The 19079-nt window shown below is 43.1% G+C and carries 14 protein-coding genes and 1 riboswitch; of the genes, 2 read left to right on the top strand and 12 right to left on the bottom strand.

Annotated features, from left to right (window positions below; genetic code table 11):
- Positions 1-14 precede the first annotated feature (14 nt).
- The 6 genes from apaH to lptD form a co-directional block, all read right to left on the bottom strand.
- Positions 15-842 carry a bis(5'-nucleosyl)-tetraphosphatase (symmetrical) ApaH gene (gene apaH / locus FVA72_RS16900; RefSeq protein WP_036958002.1) on the bottom strand — a complete coding sequence of 276 codons (828 nt, stop codon included), beginning with the start codon at positions 840-842 and terminating at the stop codon, positions 15-17.
- Between the two features lie 2 nt (positions 843-844).
- Positions 845-1222: a Co2+/Mg2+ efflux protein ApaG gene (gene apaG, locus FVA72_RS16895; protein ID WP_004257676.1), complete on the bottom strand. Its 378-nt coding sequence runs from the start codon at positions 1220-1222 to the stop codon at positions 845-847.
- 18 nt (positions 1223-1240) lie between these two features.
- On the bottom strand, positions 1241-2050 hold the full coding sequence (gene rsmA / locus FVA72_RS16890; protein ID WP_110591263.1) for a 16S rRNA (adenine(1518)-N(6)/adenine(1519)-N(6))-dimethyltransferase RsmA: 810 nt from the start codon (positions 2048-2050) through the stop codon (positions 1241-1243).
- Positions 2047-3039: a 4-hydroxythreonine-4-phosphate dehydrogenase PdxA gene (pdxA, locus tag FVA72_RS16885; RefSeq protein ID WP_110591264.1), complete on the bottom strand. Its 993-nt coding sequence runs from the start codon at positions 3037-3039 to the stop codon at positions 2047-2049. The genes rsmA and pdxA overlap by 4 nt, the downstream gene beginning before the upstream one ends.
- A complete protein-coding gene (surA, locus tag FVA72_RS16880; RefSeq protein WP_094961104.1) occupies positions 3023-4342 on the bottom strand; it encodes a peptidylprolyl isomerase SurA in 1320 nt (439 codons plus the stop codon). Before surA ends, pdxA begins: the two co-directional genes overlap by 17 nt.
- 317 nt (positions 4343-4659) lie before the next feature.
- Positions 4660-7035 (bottom strand): LPS assembly protein LptD, encoded by a 2376-nt coding sequence (gene lptD, locus FVA72_RS16875; RefSeq protein WP_110591265.1) that lies wholly within the window; start codon positions 7033-7035, stop codon positions 4660-4662.
- A gap of 178 nt (positions 7036-7213) precedes the next feature.
- On the opposite strand from lptD, the gene djlA reads away from it, so the two are divergent.
- Positions 7214-8029, top strand: a complete 816-nt coding sequence (djlA, locus tag FVA72_RS16870; protein WP_004257658.1) for a co-chaperone DjlA — start codon at positions 7214-7216, stop codon at positions 8027-8029.
- Positions 8030-8480: 451 nt separating this feature from the next.
- On the opposite strand, the gene rluA is transcribed toward djlA, so the two are convergent.
- The 6 genes from rluA to thiB form a co-directional block, all read right to left on the bottom strand.
- Positions 8481-9134 (bottom strand): bifunctional tRNA pseudouridine(32) synthase/23S rRNA pseudouridine(746) synthase RluA, encoded by a 654-nt coding sequence (rluA, locus tag FVA72_RS16865; RefSeq protein ID WP_110591266.1) that lies wholly within the window; start codon positions 9132-9134, stop codon positions 8481-8483.
- Positions 9135-9278: 144 nt separating this feature from the next.
- On the bottom strand, positions 9279-12185 hold the full coding sequence (gene rapA, locus FVA72_RS16860; RefSeq protein WP_110591267.1) for an RNA polymerase-associated protein RapA: 2907 nt from the start codon (positions 12183-12185) through the stop codon (positions 9279-9281).
- Positions 12186-12562: 377 nt separating this feature from the next.
- Positions 12563-14914: a DNA polymerase II gene (locus FVA72_RS16855; protein WP_110591268.1), complete on the bottom strand. Its 2352-nt coding sequence runs from the start codon at positions 14912-14914 to the stop codon at positions 12563-12565.
- Between the two features lie 74 nt (positions 14915-14988).
- Positions 14989-15699 (bottom strand): thiamine ABC transporter ATP-binding protein ThiQ, encoded by a 711-nt coding sequence (thiQ, locus tag FVA72_RS16850; RefSeq protein ID WP_110591269.1) that lies wholly within the window; start codon positions 15697-15699, stop codon positions 14989-14991.
- Entirely contained in the window at positions 15692-17296 is a 1605-nt protein-coding gene (gene thiP, locus FVA72_RS16845; protein WP_110591270.1) for a thiamine/thiamine pyrophosphate ABC transporter permease ThiP, read from the bottom strand. Before thiP ends, thiQ begins: the two co-directional genes overlap by 8 nt.
- Positions 17272-18276, bottom strand: a complete 1005-nt coding sequence (gene thiB, locus FVA72_RS16840) for a thiamine ABC transporter substrate binding subunit (RefSeq protein ID WP_110591271.1) — start codon at positions 18274-18276, stop codon at positions 17272-17274. The genes thiP and thiB overlap by 25 nt, the downstream gene beginning before the upstream one ends.
- 58 nt (positions 18277-18334) lie before the next feature.
- Positions 18335-18432: riboswitch (TPP riboswitch) on the bottom strand.
- A 112-nt stretch (positions 18433-18544) separates the two neighbouring features.
- On the opposite strand from thiB, the gene rppH reads away from it, so the two are divergent.
- Positions 18545-19078 carry an RNA pyrophosphohydrolase gene (gene rppH / locus FVA72_RS16835; RefSeq protein WP_004257639.1) on the top strand — a complete coding sequence of 178 codons (534 nt, stop codon included), beginning with the start codon at positions 18545-18547 and terminating at the stop codon, positions 19076-19078.
- Position 19079 lies beyond the last annotated feature (1 nt).

The raw sequence follows: 19079 nt of genomic DNA, 5'->3' as shown, positions 1-19079 counted from the left end.
AACTAGGCAAAAAATTACTCTTTACGGCTTTTTTGATATGACTTTTGCTGGTGGTACTGCTTAGTTTCCCAATGGAATAGCGTTAATTCCCCTCCCCAGCAGCAACCCGTATCTAAAGCATAAACGTTATCAGGAGTGCATTTCCCTTCAAGGGATGCCCAGTGACCAAAAAACACTGAGTAATCCTCAGGAATTTTACTGGGTAGATCGAACCAGGGTTTTAGCGGAGCGGGCGCTTTTTTAGGGTTTTCCTTGCAAATCATATCTAGCTGTCCGTTTGGAAAACAGTAGCGCAGGCGTGTTAAGGCATTGGTACTAAAACGCAAACGAGCTAGCCCCATTAAGCTTTCAGACCAGTTATTTGGCATGTCACCATACATGGAGTCGATGAATAATGGATATGCATCACTAGACAGCACGGCTTCAACTTCCCTTGCACACATTCGTGCTGTTTCGATATCCCATTGTGGTGTTATACCTGCATGAGTCATCAAGATCTTTTTTTCTTCATCAATTTGTAATAAAGGTTGGCGACGTAACCAATTGATCAATTCATCAAGATCAGGTGCATGTAATAACTCATCGAGGTGATCTTTCGGCTTGTTACGACTAATTTTACAGTAAATTCCTAACAGATGGAGATCGTGGTTGCCAAGCACTAAACGTGCGGCAGAACCAAGGCTTTTTACATAGCGTAAAACTTGCAGTGATTCAGTTCCGCGGGCAATGAGATCGCCTGTTAACCACAGTGTGTCTTTGGTTGGATCAAAATGGACGCTTTCCATCAAGTCACGGAGCTCACGATAACAACCGTGAATATCACCTACTAAATATGTCGACATAATTAATTAATCAGTGTTGGGATAGCAAGACGAAAAGCAGGGATATCAACGTGGAAACTGTCCCCTTGTGTGCTTATCATCACATAATAACCTTCCATCGTACCCATTGGAGTTTCAAGGATTGCGCCACTGGTATAACGGTATTCTTTTCCTGGTGGGATAAGCGGTTGTTCACCAACCACGCCTTCACCTTGAACTTCGGTCTTATGGCCATCACTGTTAGTAATGAGCCAATAACGGCTCATTAATTGAATAGGCTCTCGTCCTAAATTACGAATGCAGATAGTGTAAGCAAACACATATCTCGCAATATCGGGTTGAGATTGGCTTTCTATATAGACACTCTGAACTTGGATGCTTACATTCGGCTCATTAAGCATAGTGCCTCCTTCAACAGACTATTCTGAACGGTTAGAGAGATAGTTTGCCATTTTACAATATTGTTCAACAGAAATATTTTCTGCTCGGGTGCTTAAATCAATACCCAGTTCTGTTAACTCTTCAACGCTGAATAAATCCCCTAAACTATTACGAATCGTTTTACGGCGTTGGTTGAAAGCTTGTGTGGTAATACGGCTTAAAAATTTAATATCTTTTACCGGATACGGGTTTTCACGATGAGGAATCAACCTAACAATGGCTGAATCTACTTTTGGCGCTGGTGTAAATGCGGTTGGTGGTACTTCCAACACAGGCACCACGTTGCAATAATATTGCGCCATAACACTCAAGCGCCCAAAGGCTTTGCTACCTGGTCCTGCAACCAGACGATTCACCACTTCTTTTTGTAACATGAAATTCATGTCAGAAATAGAATTGGTGAATGTGAATAAGTGAAACATTAACGGCGTGGAGATGTTGTAAGGCAAGTTACCAAAAACACGCAGGGGCTGGCCCGCTTGTTTGGCTAATTCACCAAAATCTACTGTCATTGCATCTTGCTGAATGATAGTCAATTTATCTTTTAGTTGAGGATGAACGTGTAAACGTGCAGCAAGGTCACGGTCAAGTTCAACTACGGTCATTTTATCGATTCGGCTACCGACAGGTTCGGTTAAGGCACCTAAGCCGGGACCAATTTCTACAATGGACTGATCTGGCAGCGGGTTCATGGCATCCACGATGCTGTCGATAATAAATTGGTCAGTTAAAAAGTTCTGCCCGAAACGTTTGCGGGCAAAGTGCCCCTGATGGACTCGATTATTCATGTATTCTTAGATGTCATTTGGATAGCTAACTTTAATGCGGTGATAAAACTTCCCGCATCAGCATGACCCGTCCCCGCGAGCTCAAGGGCTGTCCCATGGTCGACAGAGGTACGGATAAAAGGCAGGCCGAGAGTGATATTTACTGCTCTGCCAAAACCTTGGTATTTTAACACAGGAAGGCCCTGATCGTGATACATTGCTAACACTGCGTCTGCATGGTCTAAATACTTAGCTTGAAATAGGGTATCTGCAGGCAATGGCCCAATCAAATTAATTCCTTTTGTACGTAGGCTTTCAAGTGCAGGCTCTATAGTATCAATTTCTTCGGTACCCATATGGCCGCCTTCTCCTGCATGTGGATTTAAACCACAAACATAGATGGCCGGTTTTTCAATACCAAATTTGGTTTGTAAATCATGGTGTAAAATGGTGATGACTTCATGAAGGCTTTGTTGGGTAATAGCGGCCGACACGTCCTTGAGTGGCAGATGCGTTGTGGCTAATGCAACACGCAGTTCTTCGGTAGCTAGCATCATCACAACGCGTTCACAGCCACTTCGTTGTGCAAAAAATTCAGTGTGACCACTAAATGACATGCCTGCATCATTAATAATCCCTTTATGTACGGGACCTGTTACAAGCGCTGAAAATTCGCCATTTAAACAGCCGTCACATGCTTTTGCTAAGCTCTCCACAACATATTGGCCATTATCAACATTGAGTACACCTGCCTTTGCAGGCGTTGCTAAATGAACAGGTAGAACGGATAAGTGACCTGCAGGCTGTACTTCATTAATTGAATTGGGGGAATATTCAGTTAATGTCAGAGGCAAATTTAGCGCTTTGGCACGCTGGAGTAATAAATCAGGATCGGCACAAGCAACCAACTCAACAGGCCATTGCTGTTGAGCTAGCTGAATAAGTAGGTCTGGACCAACCCCGGCTGGCTCGCCGGGGGTGATAACAACAGGCTTAATTTGTTTTTTCATCTGTAGATTGGCTGTCACGACCATCAACCATTTTCACGTAAGCAGAAGCACGTTGTTCTTGCATCCAGCTTTGTGCTTCTTCGTTAAATTTACGATTAAACAGTAAACGGTAAGCTTGATCTTTTTGCGCCGCGTCTGTTTTATCAACGTTGCGTGTGTCTTCTAATTGAATTAGGTGCCATCCAAAGTTTGATTGAACAGGTTGGCTTAATTCACCTTTATTCAGTCTCATTAGCGCATCGCGGAAAGCTGGGTCATAGATATCAGGCATATTCCAACCTAATTCACCGCCTTTTAACGCACTACCTGGGTCTTCAGAATTTTCTTTTGCTGCATCTTCAAATGAGATTTTGCCTGAACGAATTTCCTGAGCAATTTTGGTTAATTTTTGTCTTGCCTGTGCATCATCCATAATTGGTGATGACTTAATCAAGATGTGGCGTGCTTTCACTTCTGTGACAGAAATAGGTTGGCTGCCACCACTGACATCGTTAACACGTAAAATATGGTAGCCGACACCAGAGCGAATAGGGCCGACAACATCACCTTTTTTCGCATTTTTCAGTTGTTCAGCAAACACAACGGGTAATTCTTGCAGGCGTGACCAACCCATATTACCGCCTTTCAGTGCTTGAGGATCTGCTGAATAAGCGATAGCTAACTTACCGAAATCTCCGCCTTTTTTCAGTTCAGCTAAAATTTTATCCACTAATGCTTCAGCGGTTTTTAGTTGTTCCTGTGTTGGGTTTTCTGCTAACGGAATCAAGATATGGCTTAAATTAACGCCCATCTCATAATTTGCTTGTGAGCTCATTTGTTCAGCAAGAGAATCAACCTCTTGAGGTAAAATGGTCACTCGGCGGCGAACTTCATTGTTACGCACTTCAGCAATCAGCATCTCTTTACGAATTTCGCTACGATACTGATTCATATTGATGCCATCAGCGGTTAAACGTTGTTGCATTTGCTGTAGTGTTAAACCGTTTTGACGAGCGATATCAGTAATAGTTGCATCCACGGCTTCATCTGGAATATTGATTTGCATTTGGCTAGCCATTTGCAAAATGATGTTATCCATAACGAGACGCTCAAGGATCTGATGACGCAGAGTTTGATCATCAGGCACCTGTTGACGTGCGTTCTGAGCATTCAGTTTTACTGTGTTGATCATATTCTGGACGTCACTTTCCAGCACAACACCGTTATTGACGACCGCAGCCACTTTATCCATTTGCTGAGGCGCAGCCAAAGCAGTGGAGCTTGCGAACATCAGTCCCAGAATAAGCGTTCTCCAATTCTTCATAATGGTCCTATAAATATTGACTTTGATTCCGCAAAAGCGGGCTAATCTCTTTTTACTCGTCATACTTCAAGTTGCAGTGTTGTTGACTGCGCTCATTCGCCCTAGTCACATACTTGTGTATGCTCCTAGCGACTCAATCACTTGTCGCCTAACTGCACCTCGAATTATTTAGAGTAAATGCTCGTCATACTTCAAGTTGCAGTGTTGTTGACTGCGCTCATTCGCACTAGTCACATACTTGTGTATGCTCCTAGCGACTCAGTCACTTGTCGCCTAACTGCCCCTGAGTTATTGACAGTAACTCTATGTTATTTTTATCAGAAAGCACGTTGATAAGGCATAATGCCACTTTCTAACATCTTCTGACTACCTAAACTATGATTGTTATTTAGGCCTCTAAGTTCCACATTGATTGACCATTTATTATCATATTCACTGCTGAACTTCTCTTTTTGCCAACCAACTATCTTACGTTCATAGCCAAGATTGACCGCCCAGCAGCAAGTATTGTATTGCAAACCAACAAGTTGGCTCGCAGGTTGCTGTTGTTTGGTATCATAATAATATGAGCCCACAAAACCCCAGCGCTCGCTTAATGGCCAACTAACTACAGTACCCACCTGTGAAATACCACGTTGGTATTCAGGCAGTGTATAGGTATAGCCGCCATTCGCAGTATCTTCACGACGGAAGGTCGCTTGAATATAATCGCGGTCAACGAAACGGTAGTTCAACTGAACTAAACGATCGGCATCTAAACGGTATTCTGCAACCGCATTCCCCATGGTGACATTACCGAGGCGGCGGTCATATTGTAAACCACCACGCAAGCCCCAGTTATCATCAATTCGCCACATACTGTCGGTAGCCCACAGTAAAGAACCTGTATTGCTTTTATCGTCAATTGGGCGGTTTGAATTCCCTGCTCGAGGGCGTTCGAAATAATAAATTTGACCCACTGAGAAATTAAACCGCTCAGCTAAAGCATCATCATACACGCGGGTTGTAACACCTGTGGTGAACTGGTTTGCAGAGGCGATACGGTCAAGGCCACTGTAAATTCGGTCACGGAATAAACCACTATAGTCTGACTGCAACAATGAAGAGTCAAAGTTATTGATATTATCTTGATCTTTATACGGAATATATAAATATTGGACACGTGGTTCTAATGTTTGAACGAAATCACTACCTTGGAAAAGGTCTCGTTCGAAGACAACTTTTGCATCGCTTTTAAACATTGGTAGAACACGTGTCACATTTTTTTCTAAGCTTTTATCTGTATTCGAGCGTGGGATATCTTGGTCGTAATGAGTCGCATACAATTTGATGCTGTTATTCATATTTGCCCAGCCATTAGATAATGGCAGGTTTACTTCTGGCTCGATGTGTAAGCGAGTTGCATCAGGGTTATTTTTCCCCACACTCGTAAAGCGAGCAGCTTGTGCGTAAGTATGCACATCAAAGGCACCTAAATTATTTTTATAATAATTGAAGTCCACTTGTGGCTCTGCTTTATAAGCACGTTTGTTGGGGTTATCAGCAAAAATTTGGAATTGTTTGTGAGTAACTTTTGCATTCCAGTTTGTATCTGAATAACCTGCACTGAATTTTTGAGTGGCATAGCCATCAGTGGTGCTACCATACTGGGAACTAAAGTCAGTAAAATAGCTAGGGTCGCTCACTTTGGTATAGTCAGAGCTGAAGTTCCAGTGTTCCGCGTAAGTCCCAGAATGGCGCCAATAGAATAACCAACGGTCATCACTATCACGGTCTTCACGCTTACCACGTTCTTTGTCCTTGATATAAGCTCGGTCATGATTTAGAAAATCAAAGGCCACGGTGCCTGTACCAGGAGCAATGAGGTAACGGAATTCATTGTTTAATTTTACACCACGGTGGGTCATAAACTGTGGGGTAATCGTGGCATCGTAGTTTGGCGCAATATTCCAATAATAGGGTAATGAGAACTCTAGCCCATCGTTACTTGAATAGCTTCCAGTCGGAATTAAAAAACCGGAACGGCGCTTATTACCAATCGGCAATTGCATATATGGGCTATAGAAAATAGGCACGTCACCGACTTTAAAACGTGCATGCCAAATTTCAGCCACTTCTTCTTCGCGGTCGATAATGACTTCAGAGCCCGCAACACTCCAGCTATTATTGCCGGGTAAACAGGTCGTGAATGTGCCGTTTTCCATAATAGAATAACGGTTTTCACCACGCATTTTCATTTTCGTCGCGTCACCACGCCCCTGACGGCCTACCATCATGTAGTTACCATCATTCACATCAGTGTTTTTATTATCTAAGTTAGACCACGCAGAAGGGCCTTTTAAGATAATTTGTGGGTCATCGTAGTGAACATTACCGGTGGCGGTTACTTCACGGACAGGAAGTTCACCCGCAGTTTCTGTTTGTGTGAGTTTAACCTTATCAGCGGTTAATGTTTGGTTCCCTTGTTGAATATCGACATTACCTTCATATTCAACAAAATTAGGGTATTCACCACGGACATCTTCAGCGGTAATGTGAATCGGCAGGTCGTTAGGGTCACCTTTTACAATCGGTTTTGTGTAAACAGGGACACCCAGCATACACTGCTGTGCAAGGTCAGCATGCGCTTGCTGACTATAAATTGCCGCCCATACCATGGTGGCGAGTAGTGTTGGATAGCTTTTTTTCATCATTAAATATGGGGTTCCGTCATCATTGGCATCGCCAGCAAACGCTCAAAGACTAACTTAGCCAACCACTTTGCGCCAGTATAATGTAAGAAACTTTACGCGCGGGTAGTTATGCATAGAGCTGAATGAATAGTATGATAATGCAAAATTGCATTTTGAGCATTGAAGAATTGAGGGATATATGCACTATTGGGGCAAAATTATTGGCGTTATACTCGCAATCGTCTCTGGATTGGGTTTTTGGGGGGCGCTAATTGGGTTAATTATTGGGCATGGTTTTGATAAAGCATCGATTCAACGTAAATTTGCAGGGAGAATGAATAAGCGTGATCGCCAAATTATTTTCTTTGCTAGCACTTTCCAAATTTTGGGGCATTTAACGAAGTCCAAAGGTCGTGTAACCGAGACAGATATTCAGCTTGCAACCAATTTAATGGACAGAATGCAATTACATGGAGAAACACGAAAAGCGGCTCAACAAGCATTTAGAGAAGGCAAATCCCCTAACTTTCCATTACGTGATGTATTAAAACAATTACGTATGGCCTGTTATGGCCGTTTTGACTTAATTCAGATGTTTCTGGAAATTCAATTACAGGCGGCTTTTGCAGATGGGCAGCTACATCCAAACGAACGAAAAGTATTGTTTATTATTGCTGAGGAATTGGGTATTTCTAAGGTTCAATTTGAACAGTTCTTGGATATGATCCAAAGTGGTCGCCAATTTGGCCAAGGGTACTCTCAGCAGCAATCAGGAGGGTATTATCAGCAATCGAATGGCCCAACCCTTGAAGATGCTTGTAAAGTCCTTGGTGTGTCCCCGAGTGATGACCCAACAAAAATTAAGCGTGCCTATCGTAAATTAATGAGCGAACATCACCCAGATAAATTGGTTGCGAAAGGTTTGCCACCAGAAATGATGGAAATAGCGAAGCAGAAAGCGCAATCAATCCAAGCCGCTTATGACTTAGTTAAGAAGGAGCTCGGCTTCAAATAAATTTCCCCGTCATATTTCGCGCCGCAGCGTTGTTGGCTGCGCTCGCGAACCCTAGTCACATACTACTGTATGCTCCTAGGGATTTGCTCTCTTGCCGCCTAGCTGCAACACGAACTATTTAAGGGAAATCAGGGGAATAATTAAAATGGATTATTTCGCTCCCGTTTTTTGTTGGCTGCGCTCGCGAACCCTAGTCACATACTACTGTATGCTCCTAGGAATTCGCTCTCTTGCCGCCTAGCTGCAACACGAACTATTTAGGGGAAATCAGGGGAATAATTAAAATGGATTATTTCGCTCCCGTTTTTTGTTGGCTGCGCTCGCGCACCCTAGTTACATAGTTATGTATGTTCTTAGGGTAAAAACAAACGGGAAAATAATCAGCGCAAAAATAGAGTGAGTTAATTTCTGCACTGGTAATATTGAAATCTAATCAATCGATTAGAGACCGTTAAAAATCCGGTGGGCAGGTAAAATGCATTGGCGTGCCGTATTCAGGGTGGGTGATGTATAATTCCTGAGCATGTAATTGTAAGCGAGTCGCTAGCGCTTTGGCCTCATCGTGAGCATAGAAGCGATCACCAAGGATAGGGTGACCTAACGCTAACATATGGACTCTAAGTTGGTGCGAACGACCCGTAATAGGGGAAAGCTTTACGCGAGTGGCTTGTTCTTCATATTGTAAAACTTGGTACTCGGTTTGTGCTGATTTCCCTGTTTCGAAACACACTTTTTGCTTAGGGCGGTTTGGCCAATCACAAATTAACGGCAAATCAACCAAGCCTTCTTCTTTTTCTAAATGACCCCAAACACGAGCAATATAGAATTTTTTCGGCTCACGCTCTCTAAATTGGCGTTTAAGTTCGCGTTCAGCTTTTTTGTGCAGTGCCACAACCATGACGCCACTTGTCGCCATATCTAACCGATGTACGGATTCAGCGGCGGGAAAATCACGCTGAACACGGCTCATAATGCTGTCATGGTGCTCTGGCGCTTTTCCGGGAACAGAGAGTAACCCGCTAGGTTTATTCACCACAATGATGTGATCATCTTGGTAAAGTATATGCAACCAAGGTTCAACAGCAGGTTGGTAGGGTTCCATCATAACGTGTGTAACTCCGAAGCTTTTAAATAATTTCTCCCTCAGATGAGGGAGAAATAAGTGACTATTTTAGTTTACGCTTACTATAATTCAAATTACTAATAATAAGCTATTTGAATGAGCGACAGCGTACTCACAGCAAGTCGGCTACTGATGAGTTACCACAACTAAACGAATCGCATCTAGTCGCCATGTAGCTTGGTCGATATTAGTCATCAGTTGTTGGCGTTCTTCCTCAATAATATCAAGTTCTTCATCACGAATATTTGGGTTGACCGCTTTTAGTGCTTCTAAACGAGAAAGCTCCAACGTTAGCGCCTTATCAGCTGCTTCTTTTGCATTCTCTATCAATGCTTTGGCTTCTTTTTCGATCATTGGCTCAGATAAGCGTAATACCGAATGAACCTCATTTTGTACTGCATTGACCAGTTTGCTTGCCATATGGCGGTTAATGGCATTTAATTGGCGGTTAAAACTTTCAAACTCAACTTGAGATGATAAGTTATTACCTTTTAAATCAATTAATAAGCGTACCGGAGTTGCGGGTAAGAAACGGCTAATTTGCAGATTCTTAGGCGCTTGAGCTTCTACAACGTAAATCAGTTCAGTCAATAAGGTGCCAACAGGCAGCGCTTTGTTTTTCAATAAAGAAACCGCACAGCTGCCGGTATCGCCAGATAGCACTAAATCTAAACCATTACGAATAATAGGGTGCTCCCAGCTGATAAACTGCGTGTCTTCACGAGAAAGTGCTTGCTCTCTATCAAACGTGATGGTGCAACCATCTTGAGGAAGTCCTGGGAAATCAGGTACTAACATATGGTCTGAAGGTGTGAGGATAATCAGGTTATCACTTTTATCTTCTTGATTAATACCGACAATATCAAAAAGATTGAGTGCAAAGTTAACCAATTCGGTATCGTTATCACCTTCACCAATTTCTTCAGCCAACAGATTGCCAGACTCGCCACCGTTTGAATGCATTTCAAGTAAACGGTCACGGCCTTGTTCCAATTGCAATTTCAAGCTGTCATGCTCTGCACGGCAGGTTTTAATAAAATCATCAAAACCTTCTGTGACTGTCGGTTCAGCCATAAATTGCAGTAATGGTTGGTAGTATTTATCGTAGATAGCTCGGCCTGTTGGGCAGGTATGTTCAAAGGCATCTAAGCCTTCGTGATACCAGCGGATCAACACAGATTGTGCGGTATTTTCTAAATAAGGCACATGAATGCTGATATCACGGCTTTGTCCAATACGGTCTAAACGGCCGATACGTTGCTCGAGTAAGTCTGGATTAAACGGCAGGTCGAACATCACCAACTGGTTAGCAAATTGGAAGTTACGCCCTTCAGAACCGATTTCAGAACATAATAGAACCTGCGCGCCTTCTTCTTGAGAGGCGAAATAGGCAGCAGCTCGGTCACGTTCTAATAACGATAACCCTTCGTGGAACACGGCAGCACGAATCGCTTCGCGTTCACGTAACACTTGCTCCAATTGTAGTGCAGTTGCGGCTTTCGCGCAGATCACTAACACTTTTTCATGGCGGTTTGCGGTCAAAAAGCCCATTAACCACTCAACCCGCGGGTCAAAGTTCCACCACGTGGCGTTTTCACCTTCGAACTCTTGGTAAATTTGCTCAGGGTAGAGCATTTCTTTTGCACGTGTTTCAACGTCTTTTTTACTGCCCATAATACCAGCCACTTTAATTGCGGTTTGGTATTGGGTGGGCAATGGCATTTTTAACGAATGCAATTCACGACGAGGGAAGCCTTTGACGCCATTTCGGGTATTTCTGAACAACAGGCGGCTAGTACCATGGCGGTCCATTAACATGTTGATCAGCTCTTGGCGCGCGGCATTGCCATCTTCACCTTCAAGGTTTGCAGCCTTTAGCAGTGGTTCGATATCTTGTTCTTTGATTAATTCGTTAAGTAAATTTTGCTGGTCATTAGTCAGTTTGTCACCCGACAGCAACAGTGAAACCGCATCAGCAACAGGACGGTAGTTTTCTTGCTCAGCAATAAAGTCTTGGTAATCATGAAAACGGCTAGGGTCAAGTAAACGCAGGCGAGCGAAGTGGCTTTCTTGGCCAAGTTGCTCTGGTGTTGCCGTTAATAGCAAAATAGAAGGAATATTTTCAGCTAATGTTTCAATAACTTGATATTCACGGCTCGGGGCGGTCTCACTCCACTGTAAGTGATGAGCTTCATCGACAACCATCATATCCCAGCCCGCTTCAACTAATTGGTCAAAACGCTGCTTGTTACGACGGACGAAATCCAGTGAACACAGAACGAGTTGTTCTGTTTCAAATGGGTTATCGCTATCATGCTGTGCTTCACTGTAACGGCTATCATCAAACAAAGAAAAACGCAGATTAAAGCGGCGTAGCATCTCAACCAACCATTGGTGCTGTAAGCTATCAGGAACAATAACTAAGACGCGCTCTGCACGGCCTGCCATTAATTGCTGGTGGATAATCATCCCCGCTTCAATGGTTTTACCTAAGCCGACTTCGTCAGCGAGTAATACGCGCGGATGGTGGCGTTTTCCCACTTCATTGGCAATATGTAATTGGTGTGGGATCAGACTTGCACGAATACCGCGTAGGCCTGTCGCTTGGTGTTTGACTTGCTCGCTTTGGAATTTGCGCGCACGAAAGCGTAAAGCGAAACGGTCCATACGGTCAATTTGCCCAGCAAATAGACGATCTTGCGGCTTATTGAATGTGAGCTTGCTGTCGAGGAACACTTCTCTAAGGCTCACACCGGTTTCTTGCGTATCTAAACGTGTGCCGATGTAAGTCAATAATCCTTTATCTTCTTCAATGCTTTCAACTTGAAGTTGCCAGCCTTCGTGGCTGGTAATGGTATCACCTTCATTAAACATCACTCGGGTAATAGGGGCATCACTGCTAGAGTAAAGGCGGTTTTCGCCACTAGCAGGAAAAAGCAACGTTACCATTCGGGCATCAATTGCCACGACGGCACCTAATCCAAGTTCGCTTTCTGTATCGCTGATCCAGCGTTGACCAAGAGTAAATGGCATAGATTTAACTTAATTCCATAAAATTGAGAGTTTATTTTTTAGATTTTTTAAGACAATTTTTATCAGTGTCTTCGCCCAGTGTTGGTGTAGCTCATTAATAGTTACACAAGGAAGAGTTCGAATTATTTTAAAAATAGTCGTTACCTGATGATTAATTATACACATTTAATTATTCAAATTGCAGCAAAGTGAGCACTAAGGCGTTTGCTGGGCTTGTGGCCGAGACAATGAGTCAGTCTATTTGAATTATAATGAGTATTGTTGATTATCACGCATAATTTGTGTAGCCAGACGTGCGAGACACCAAAGGGGCGATATATTAATTCAACCGAAGGCTATCGTCACCTGTTAAAAAAACATCAAAGGTAGAATAAATTTTAAAACAACAGGGTAATTTGCCCAGTTAGCAGGGTATCAAAGTCATCTTGTAAGAAAGGCAAGATAGCATCTGCTATTGGTTTGATTTGCTTGGAAATATAATGTTCGTAATCCGGTTTTGCCGTGATGATTTCCAGCGGTTCAGGCCCTGCCTGAGTGATAATATAGTTTATCCAACCACCATTTTGATATTGCAAAGGGCGCTGTAATTTTAAATTATAGTCATCAGCGGTACGAGCAGCTCGAACATGCGGAGGAACATTTTTTTGGTAATCAGTCAATTTTCGGCGCAGGCGTTTACGGTAAACTAAACGGTCATCATATTGGCCTGAACGAATATTTTGCACATATTCACGAATATATTCACGGTAAGGTTGGCGATAAAAAATACGGGTATAGAGCTCTTTTTGGAATATTTGTGCTAAGGGGGTCCAGTCCGAGCGAATGGTTTCCAGCCCTCTAAATACCATGGTGTCTTTACTCAGCCCTGCATAGCGTTTTTTACTCCCCATTTCAGCACCACGTACCGTTGGCATCAAAAATCGGCGGTAATGGGTTTCATATTCAAGCTCTAAAACCCCCTCTAATTGCCATTCTTCAGCTAAATGTTTTTTCCACCAGCTATTCACGTAATCACGTAAAGCAAAGCCAATTTTTTGCGCTTGCTCTTCATTGTGGGCATCTCGTAACCATACAAATGTGGAGTCGGTATCCCCATAAATAACTTGGTAACCCTGTGACTCAATCAAACGTTTGGTTGTACGCATAATTTCATGGCCACGCATGGTGATTGATGCAGTCAGTCTTGGGTCAAAAAAACGGCACCCTTCAGCGCCTAGTACCCCAGCAAATGCGTTCATAATAATTTTCAACGCTTGGGATAGTGGCGCATTATGCTCTTTTTTGGCTTTATCCCGTTCTTGCCAGATATGGCTGACAATATCGGGTAAACAGTGGGTTGTACGAGAAAACCAAGCTTGGCGAAAACCGGGAACAGAATATTCAAGGTCTGGATGCGCTAATCCTTCAATCATACCCGCAGGGTCGATGAGAAAAGTTCTAATAATTGAAGGATATAGGCTTTTATAATCCAAAACTAATACGGAGTCATATAGCCCAGGTTGGGAGTCCATGACAAAGCCCCCGGGGTTCAGTTGCATTTTATGTTCCGTAAGGTTGGGCGCGACAAAGCCAAGGCGGTGTAGACGGGGAATATAAAGGTGTGAGAATGCTGCGACAGATCCGCCCATTTTATCAACAGCAAGGCCAGTTACTGTTGAACGTTCTTGCAAGAAAGCCATTAAATCGGTTTTTTCAAAGATCCGATGGACTAAAATACAATCTTGAATATTGTAGTGTGCTAGAGCGGGTTTATCGTGAGCAAAGCGGCGGTTGATTTCATCCATTCGGTCATAAGGGGTATCAATCGCTTTACCTTCGCCAAGGAGTTCTTGAGCGACAAACTCTAAACTAAATGATGAAAAACTCCATGTTGCTGCTTTTAATGCATCAATACCATCAATAATTAACCGGCCTTCAGCAGCGGCAAAAAATACACCTTGCTTAAAGCCATGCTCTCGCCACTCCAATTTTTTGTTTTGTCGACCAAACAATAATGGGATGCCATAACGCTCAGCATGCTTTTGTAATACTTGTAAGTCGAATTGGATTAGGTTCCAACCAATGATGGCATCAGGGTCGTATTGGTGAAGCCATTCATTGAGCTTATGAAGTAATTGCGGGCGGCTATTCACATAGATTAAGCGATGTTCAGAGCTCAATGCAGGCCCTTGTTCTGGCCCTAACATAAATACCACATTGTCACCACAGCCAGACAGCCCTATAGAATAGAGTTCACCATGTTGGCTGGTTTCGATATCAAGGGAAACAGCTTTGATTAAGGGGCGGTAGCCTTCGCAAGGTTTTAGTTGAAACTCCCCTTGCTGATTTTGAGAAAACCAGACAGAGGCCGCGATAAAGCGTTCCATTAGATACCGTTCACTTGGGCGAATATCTGTTTCTAATAATTCGACACCCAATTCGTTGCAGCTTTTTTCAAGATTCTGTAATTGTCGATATTGCTGGCAATAAATCGCATAGACTTTTTCGTGTTTAAAATCAATTAATTCAAGGAGCCGGTAGGTAATATTGGGTTGTTCATCTAATAGATGCTTTACTTGAGGGAATTGAGATTCAGCTAAAAAACCAATGGCTTTTTGATAGGGAACAGTGACCTTTTGAGGTTGGTTATCAGTGAGTAGCCAATAAGAGACCTCAACACCGTGGCGGGTGTCTTTCCAGTGACGGCTAAGAATAAAGCCTCTTTCTGCTGGAGCGATAAGTTGGGTCATTAGGCTACTCGCATAAAACTCGCATAAAAAATAGTTACGATAAATATACGCGAATAGTGTGAATTTATACAGTGCTAATTATTGGAAACGCTTGTGATACTCAGTAAAGCAGACGCAGCGCTTTGTCCCTGTAATAGGTATTGAGTATCACCATCGTAGGCAATATTCCCTTCTGCAATAACCAGTGTCCGCGGGGCAATTTGTAAAGCATCATCAACATTATGCGAAACCATTAACAATGTGATTGATTTTTCTGCACAAATTCCCCTGAGTAATAGCAGCATTTCTCGGCGTAATGCAGGGTCGAGAGCTGAAAAAGGCTCATCAAGTAATAAAATTGGTTGATTGCGGATCATGCAGCGTGCTAATGCCGCGCGTTGACGTTGCCCCCCCGACAGTTGTGCTGGTAACCTATCTAAACATTCACTCAGGCTGACACGGCTCGCCATTTGCTCAACTCGCTGAATTTGCGTTTTATTCAGGCGTAAATTGGGTTGCAGTCCAAGACCAATGTTTTGCCGGATTGTCAGGTGTGAAAATAAATTATTTTCTTGAAATAACATAGAAACAGGGCGCTTAGCCGGAGGGCTAAAAGTATGGTCTTCGCCATTGAGCGCAATTGTACCGCTTTTGGGAAATTGAAAGCCGCTAATCAAGCTTAATAGCGTACTTTTCCCTGCACCACTTGGCCCCATAACTGCCACAGACTCACCGAACTGAACAGAAAAATCAAATGACATTGTCAGGTTGTCGTATTGGTAATCTAGCTGAGTCAATTTAATCATGGTGTTTTCCTGAGATACGTTCAATCAAGCTAAATAAGCAAAAGCAAAGCAATAGCAATAGCATGGCAGTAACAGCCCCATCGTTTGACCGGTAAGCCCCTATTTGCTGATAAAGATAATAAGGGAGTGTGCGGAAGTTATCATTGCCAAATAACGCGACAACACCAAAATCACCAATTGAGATAACACAAGCAAATGCGAGAGCTTGGGAAATAGGTTTGCGTAATGCTTTAAGTTCAATAATTCGGAAACGATTAAAACCAGAAATGCCAAGTGATTGGCACAATGGGTTATAGCGTTCAGCGCTGTCTCGCATAGGGTTTTCTAATACTTTTAACGCATAGGGAATGGCTAACAAAGCATTAGTCATGATAACTAATGGGTAAGGGGATTCAGGTAAGCCTACCGTTTCATTAAAAAAGATAAAAAAACCTGTCGCGAGCACGATACCGGGCATGGCTAAAATAATTAACCCACTAAGTTCTAAGGCTTGCCCTAGACGAGCCGCTTGGCGTAAGCGCAATTCACGGCTGCTCCATAACAACATTAAGGTAAGTACCACGCAGACAGTACCAGCACACAGTGCAATAAACACAGAGGTTGCCGTGGCTTGCCATAAGGCGGGTTGCTGCAATACCGCCCAAAGTTGCCCATTTAACCCATCGAAAATAACCGCGAATAGTGGGGGAAGTAGCAATAACATGGCAGCGACAATGAGCAGCAGGTCACGAATACGACGAAATGCGTTATCAGCGGGGTCAACCCATTGCGCTTGTTGGCTAAACCCCACTGAAAATACACTATTTACTCTATGGCAGATAAACATTAAACCGACACAGAAAAACAGCTGGATGAGCGCCAAAAGGGTGGCTCGTCCTAAATCAAAATCATAATTAAGTGCTTGGTAAATAGCCAATTCGATGGTGGTTGCTGCCGGGCCGCCTCCCAGAGCGAGAACAGTCGCAAAGCTGGCAAAGCACAGCATGAAAATTAATGCGGCAGTGGGTAATATTTGTCGCCGTAAATAGGGCCATTCTAAAATAGTGAATTGCTGCCACTCATTAAACCTCAGTTGTGCTGCAATCTGCCGTTGCTCAATAGCGATATTCTCTAAAGATTGCAATAGCATACGTGTTGCCAGTGGCATGTTAAAAAATACATGCGCTAACAAAATGCCTTTTAGGCCATAAGGTGAAAAGGTGTAATCAAGCCCCAGTAATTGACAAAGTTTAGCCAGCCAACCCGTTTGCCCGTAAACTGATAAAATACCAAACACGGCAACTAATACCGGAAGAACCAATGTCATTGCACATAGGCGTAAAAATAGGGTTCGTCCAAAAAAACGACGGCGGTGCAGTGCTCTTGCAAGAAAAATAGCAGGGATTACAGAAAAAATGGCGGATAAAAAAGCCTGCCAAAAGGTAAACCCAATCACATGCCACAAATAGCTATCGCTAATAATGTCAGCCATTGAAATTTCAGGTGCAAAAAACCACAGCGCACCAAAACTAATGAGTGCAACCGTAATCAGTAAACCGGAGGCCAACGCCCCCGGTAGTAAAGACAAATTAATCAGCGACTGACGGCGGCTTGCCATAAACGAGTCCAGTTTTGGCGTTCTTTTGCAACTTCTTGAGAACTAAATTGTAAGGCTTTTTCAGGTAGAGGTAACTGGTTGTATACCTCAGGTAAGGGAATATCAATGACCGGATACATCCAGTTTGTTGTTGGCAAGGTATTTTGGAATTCAGGCGTTAAGACAAACTGCAAGAACTGCTTGGCAAGCTCCGGCTGTGGGCTATTTTTCAGCCTTGCTGCCACCTCAACTTGCATATAGTGACCCTCATTAAATAATGCCGCAGCATAGTTATCTTTTTGGTCATTAAGCATTTGATAACCCGGCGATGAGGTATAACTGAGTACAAAATCACCTTCCCCTTTTAAGAACAGGCCATAAGCTTCACTCCAACCTTTAGTTACGGTGAGTGTTTTGCCTGCCATTTTTTGCCATGCATCCGCAGACTTGTCGCCATACAGTTTTTCAATCCACAGCATTAAGCCAAGTCCGGGCGTACTGGTTCGAGGATCTTGGTAAATAATTTTCCAATTATTTTCACTATTTAATAATGCATCCATACTTGTTGGTGGTTGTTTAATTTTATTAGTGTCATATATGAATGCGAAATAGCCATAGTCATAAGGAATGAAGGTTGAGCTATCCCACGAAATAGGCAGCTTCAATGCACTGGTATTAATGTCGGCAGAAGCAAACAGGCCTGTTTTTTCAGCAGAATCTAATAAATTATTATCTAACCCTAAAATCACATCTGCTTTGCTTTTTTTTCCTTCCATTCTGAGTCTGTTTAGCAGGGCTACACCATCCCCCAGCGCCACTATTTTTAATTCACAATCGCACTGCGCTTCGAAATTTTTTTTAATTTGTGGTCCTGGACCCCACTCTGCGGCAAAGGAATCGTAGGTATAAACAGTAAGCGTTGGTTTATCCGCCCATGCTAATTGACTTAAACTGAGTGCACCAAAGGTAAAGAACGATGCTATAATTTTGTTTTTAAACATGCTTTTTCCTGCGCTAAAAGATAGTGACACAGGATTTGAGGAGAAACCGGTGCAGATATGCAGACGGAGGCTCAAATCCCTACGCCGGTATTAACCGGATCAGGTTCTACGGGTTATTTCTCAGCCGAAATAAGTTCGGCACCCCGTTGAGATGTTCACTATTGTAGTGACTTCAGACATATCTGCAAACTGTATTGATATAGGTTTACCAGTTTAGGTATGTGTGAAACAATTAGGCATCTTTCAAATTTGGTTATTGAGGTAGTCTGTGATTGATGATGATGGCTACCGCCCGAATGTAGGAATTGTAATTTGTAATCGGCAAGGGCAAGTTTTATGGGCCCGCCGCTATGGTCAGCACTCATGGCAGTTTCCTCAAGGAGGCATCAATCCTGGGGAATCGCCGGAACAGGCGATGTATCGTGAGCTATACGAAGAAGTCGGGCTACAGCGTAAAGATGTCAGGTTATTGGCATCTACCCGTAATTGGTTACGTTACAAATTACCCAAGCGTTTGGTGCGTTGGGATACAAAACCTGTTTGTATTGGGCAGAAACAGCGTTGGTTTTTACTTCAACTTCAATGCAATGATGCCGATATAAACGTGCAGCGCAGTAAATCGCCAGAATTTGATGGCTGGCGATGGGTCAGTTATTGGTATCCTGTTAGGCAGGTGGTTTCTTTTAAACGTGAAGTTTATCGGCGTGTCATGAAAGAATTCGCTCCCGTAGTTATGCCTTTACAGGAACAAAAATTACCACAACGGCCCTCTTTTAATAACCGTAGGCGTGGAGCAAAGTAGC

The sequence above is a fragment of the Providencia sp. PROV061 genome (assembly GCF_011045655.1).
Lineage (GTDB): Bacteria > Pseudomonadota > Gammaproteobacteria > Enterobacterales > Enterobacteriaceae > Providencia > Providencia hangzhouensis.
The sequence above is the reverse complement of the archived record's forward strand: the minus strand, read 5'-3'. Positions and strand labels throughout refer to the sequence as shown.

What these genes read in the sequence shown, in the direction of transcription:
- apaH (WP_036958002.1), bottom strand. Translation starts at nt 842, where the DNA reads ATGTCGACATATTTAGTAGGTGATATTCACGGTTGTTATCGTGAGCTC.
- apaG (WP_004257676.1), bottom strand. Translation starts at nt 1,222, where the DNA reads ATGCTTAATGAGCCGAATGTAAGCATCCAAGTTCAGAGTGTCTATATA.
- rsmA (WP_110591263.1), bottom strand. Translation starts at nt 2,050, where the DNA reads ATGAATAATCGAGTCCATCAGGGGCACTTTGCCCGCAAACGTTTCGGG.
- pdxA (WP_110591264.1), bottom strand. Translation starts at nt 3,039, where the DNA reads ATGAAAAAACAAATTAAGCCTGTTGTTATCACCCCCGGCGAGCCAGCC.
- surA (WP_094961104.1), bottom strand. Translation starts at nt 4,342, where the DNA reads ATGAAGAATTGGAGAACGCTTATTCTGGGACTGATGTTCGCAAGCTCC.
- lptD (WP_110591265.1), bottom strand. Translation starts at nt 7,035, where the DNA reads ATGATGAAAAAAAGCTATCCAACACTACTCGCCACCATGGTATGGGCG.
- djlA (WP_004257658.1), top strand. Translation starts at nt 7,214, where the DNA reads ATGCACTATTGGGGCAAAATTATTGGCGTTATACTCGCAATCGTCTCT.
- rluA (WP_110591266.1), bottom strand. Translation starts at nt 9,134, where the DNA reads ATGATGGAACCCTACCAACCTGCTGTTGAACCTTGGTTGCATATACTT.
- rapA (WP_110591267.1), bottom strand. Translation starts at nt 12,185, where the DNA reads ATGCCATTTACTCTTGGTCAACGCTGGATCAGCGATACAGAAAGCGAA.
- FVA72_RS16855 (WP_110591268.1), bottom strand. Translation starts at nt 14,914, where the DNA reads ATGACCCAACTTATCGCTCCAGCAGAAAGAGGCTTTATTCTTAGCCGT.
- thiQ (WP_110591269.1), bottom strand. Translation starts at nt 15,699, where the DNA reads ATGATTAAATTGACTCAGCTAGATTACCAATACGACAACCTGACAATG.
- thiP (WP_110591270.1), bottom strand. Translation starts at nt 17,296, where the DNA reads ATGGCAAGCCGCCGTCAGTCGCTGATTAATTTGTCTTTACTACCGGGG.
- thiB (WP_110591271.1), bottom strand. Translation starts at nt 18,276, where the DNA reads ATGTTTAAAAACAAAATTATAGCATCGTTCTTTACCTTTGGTGCACTC.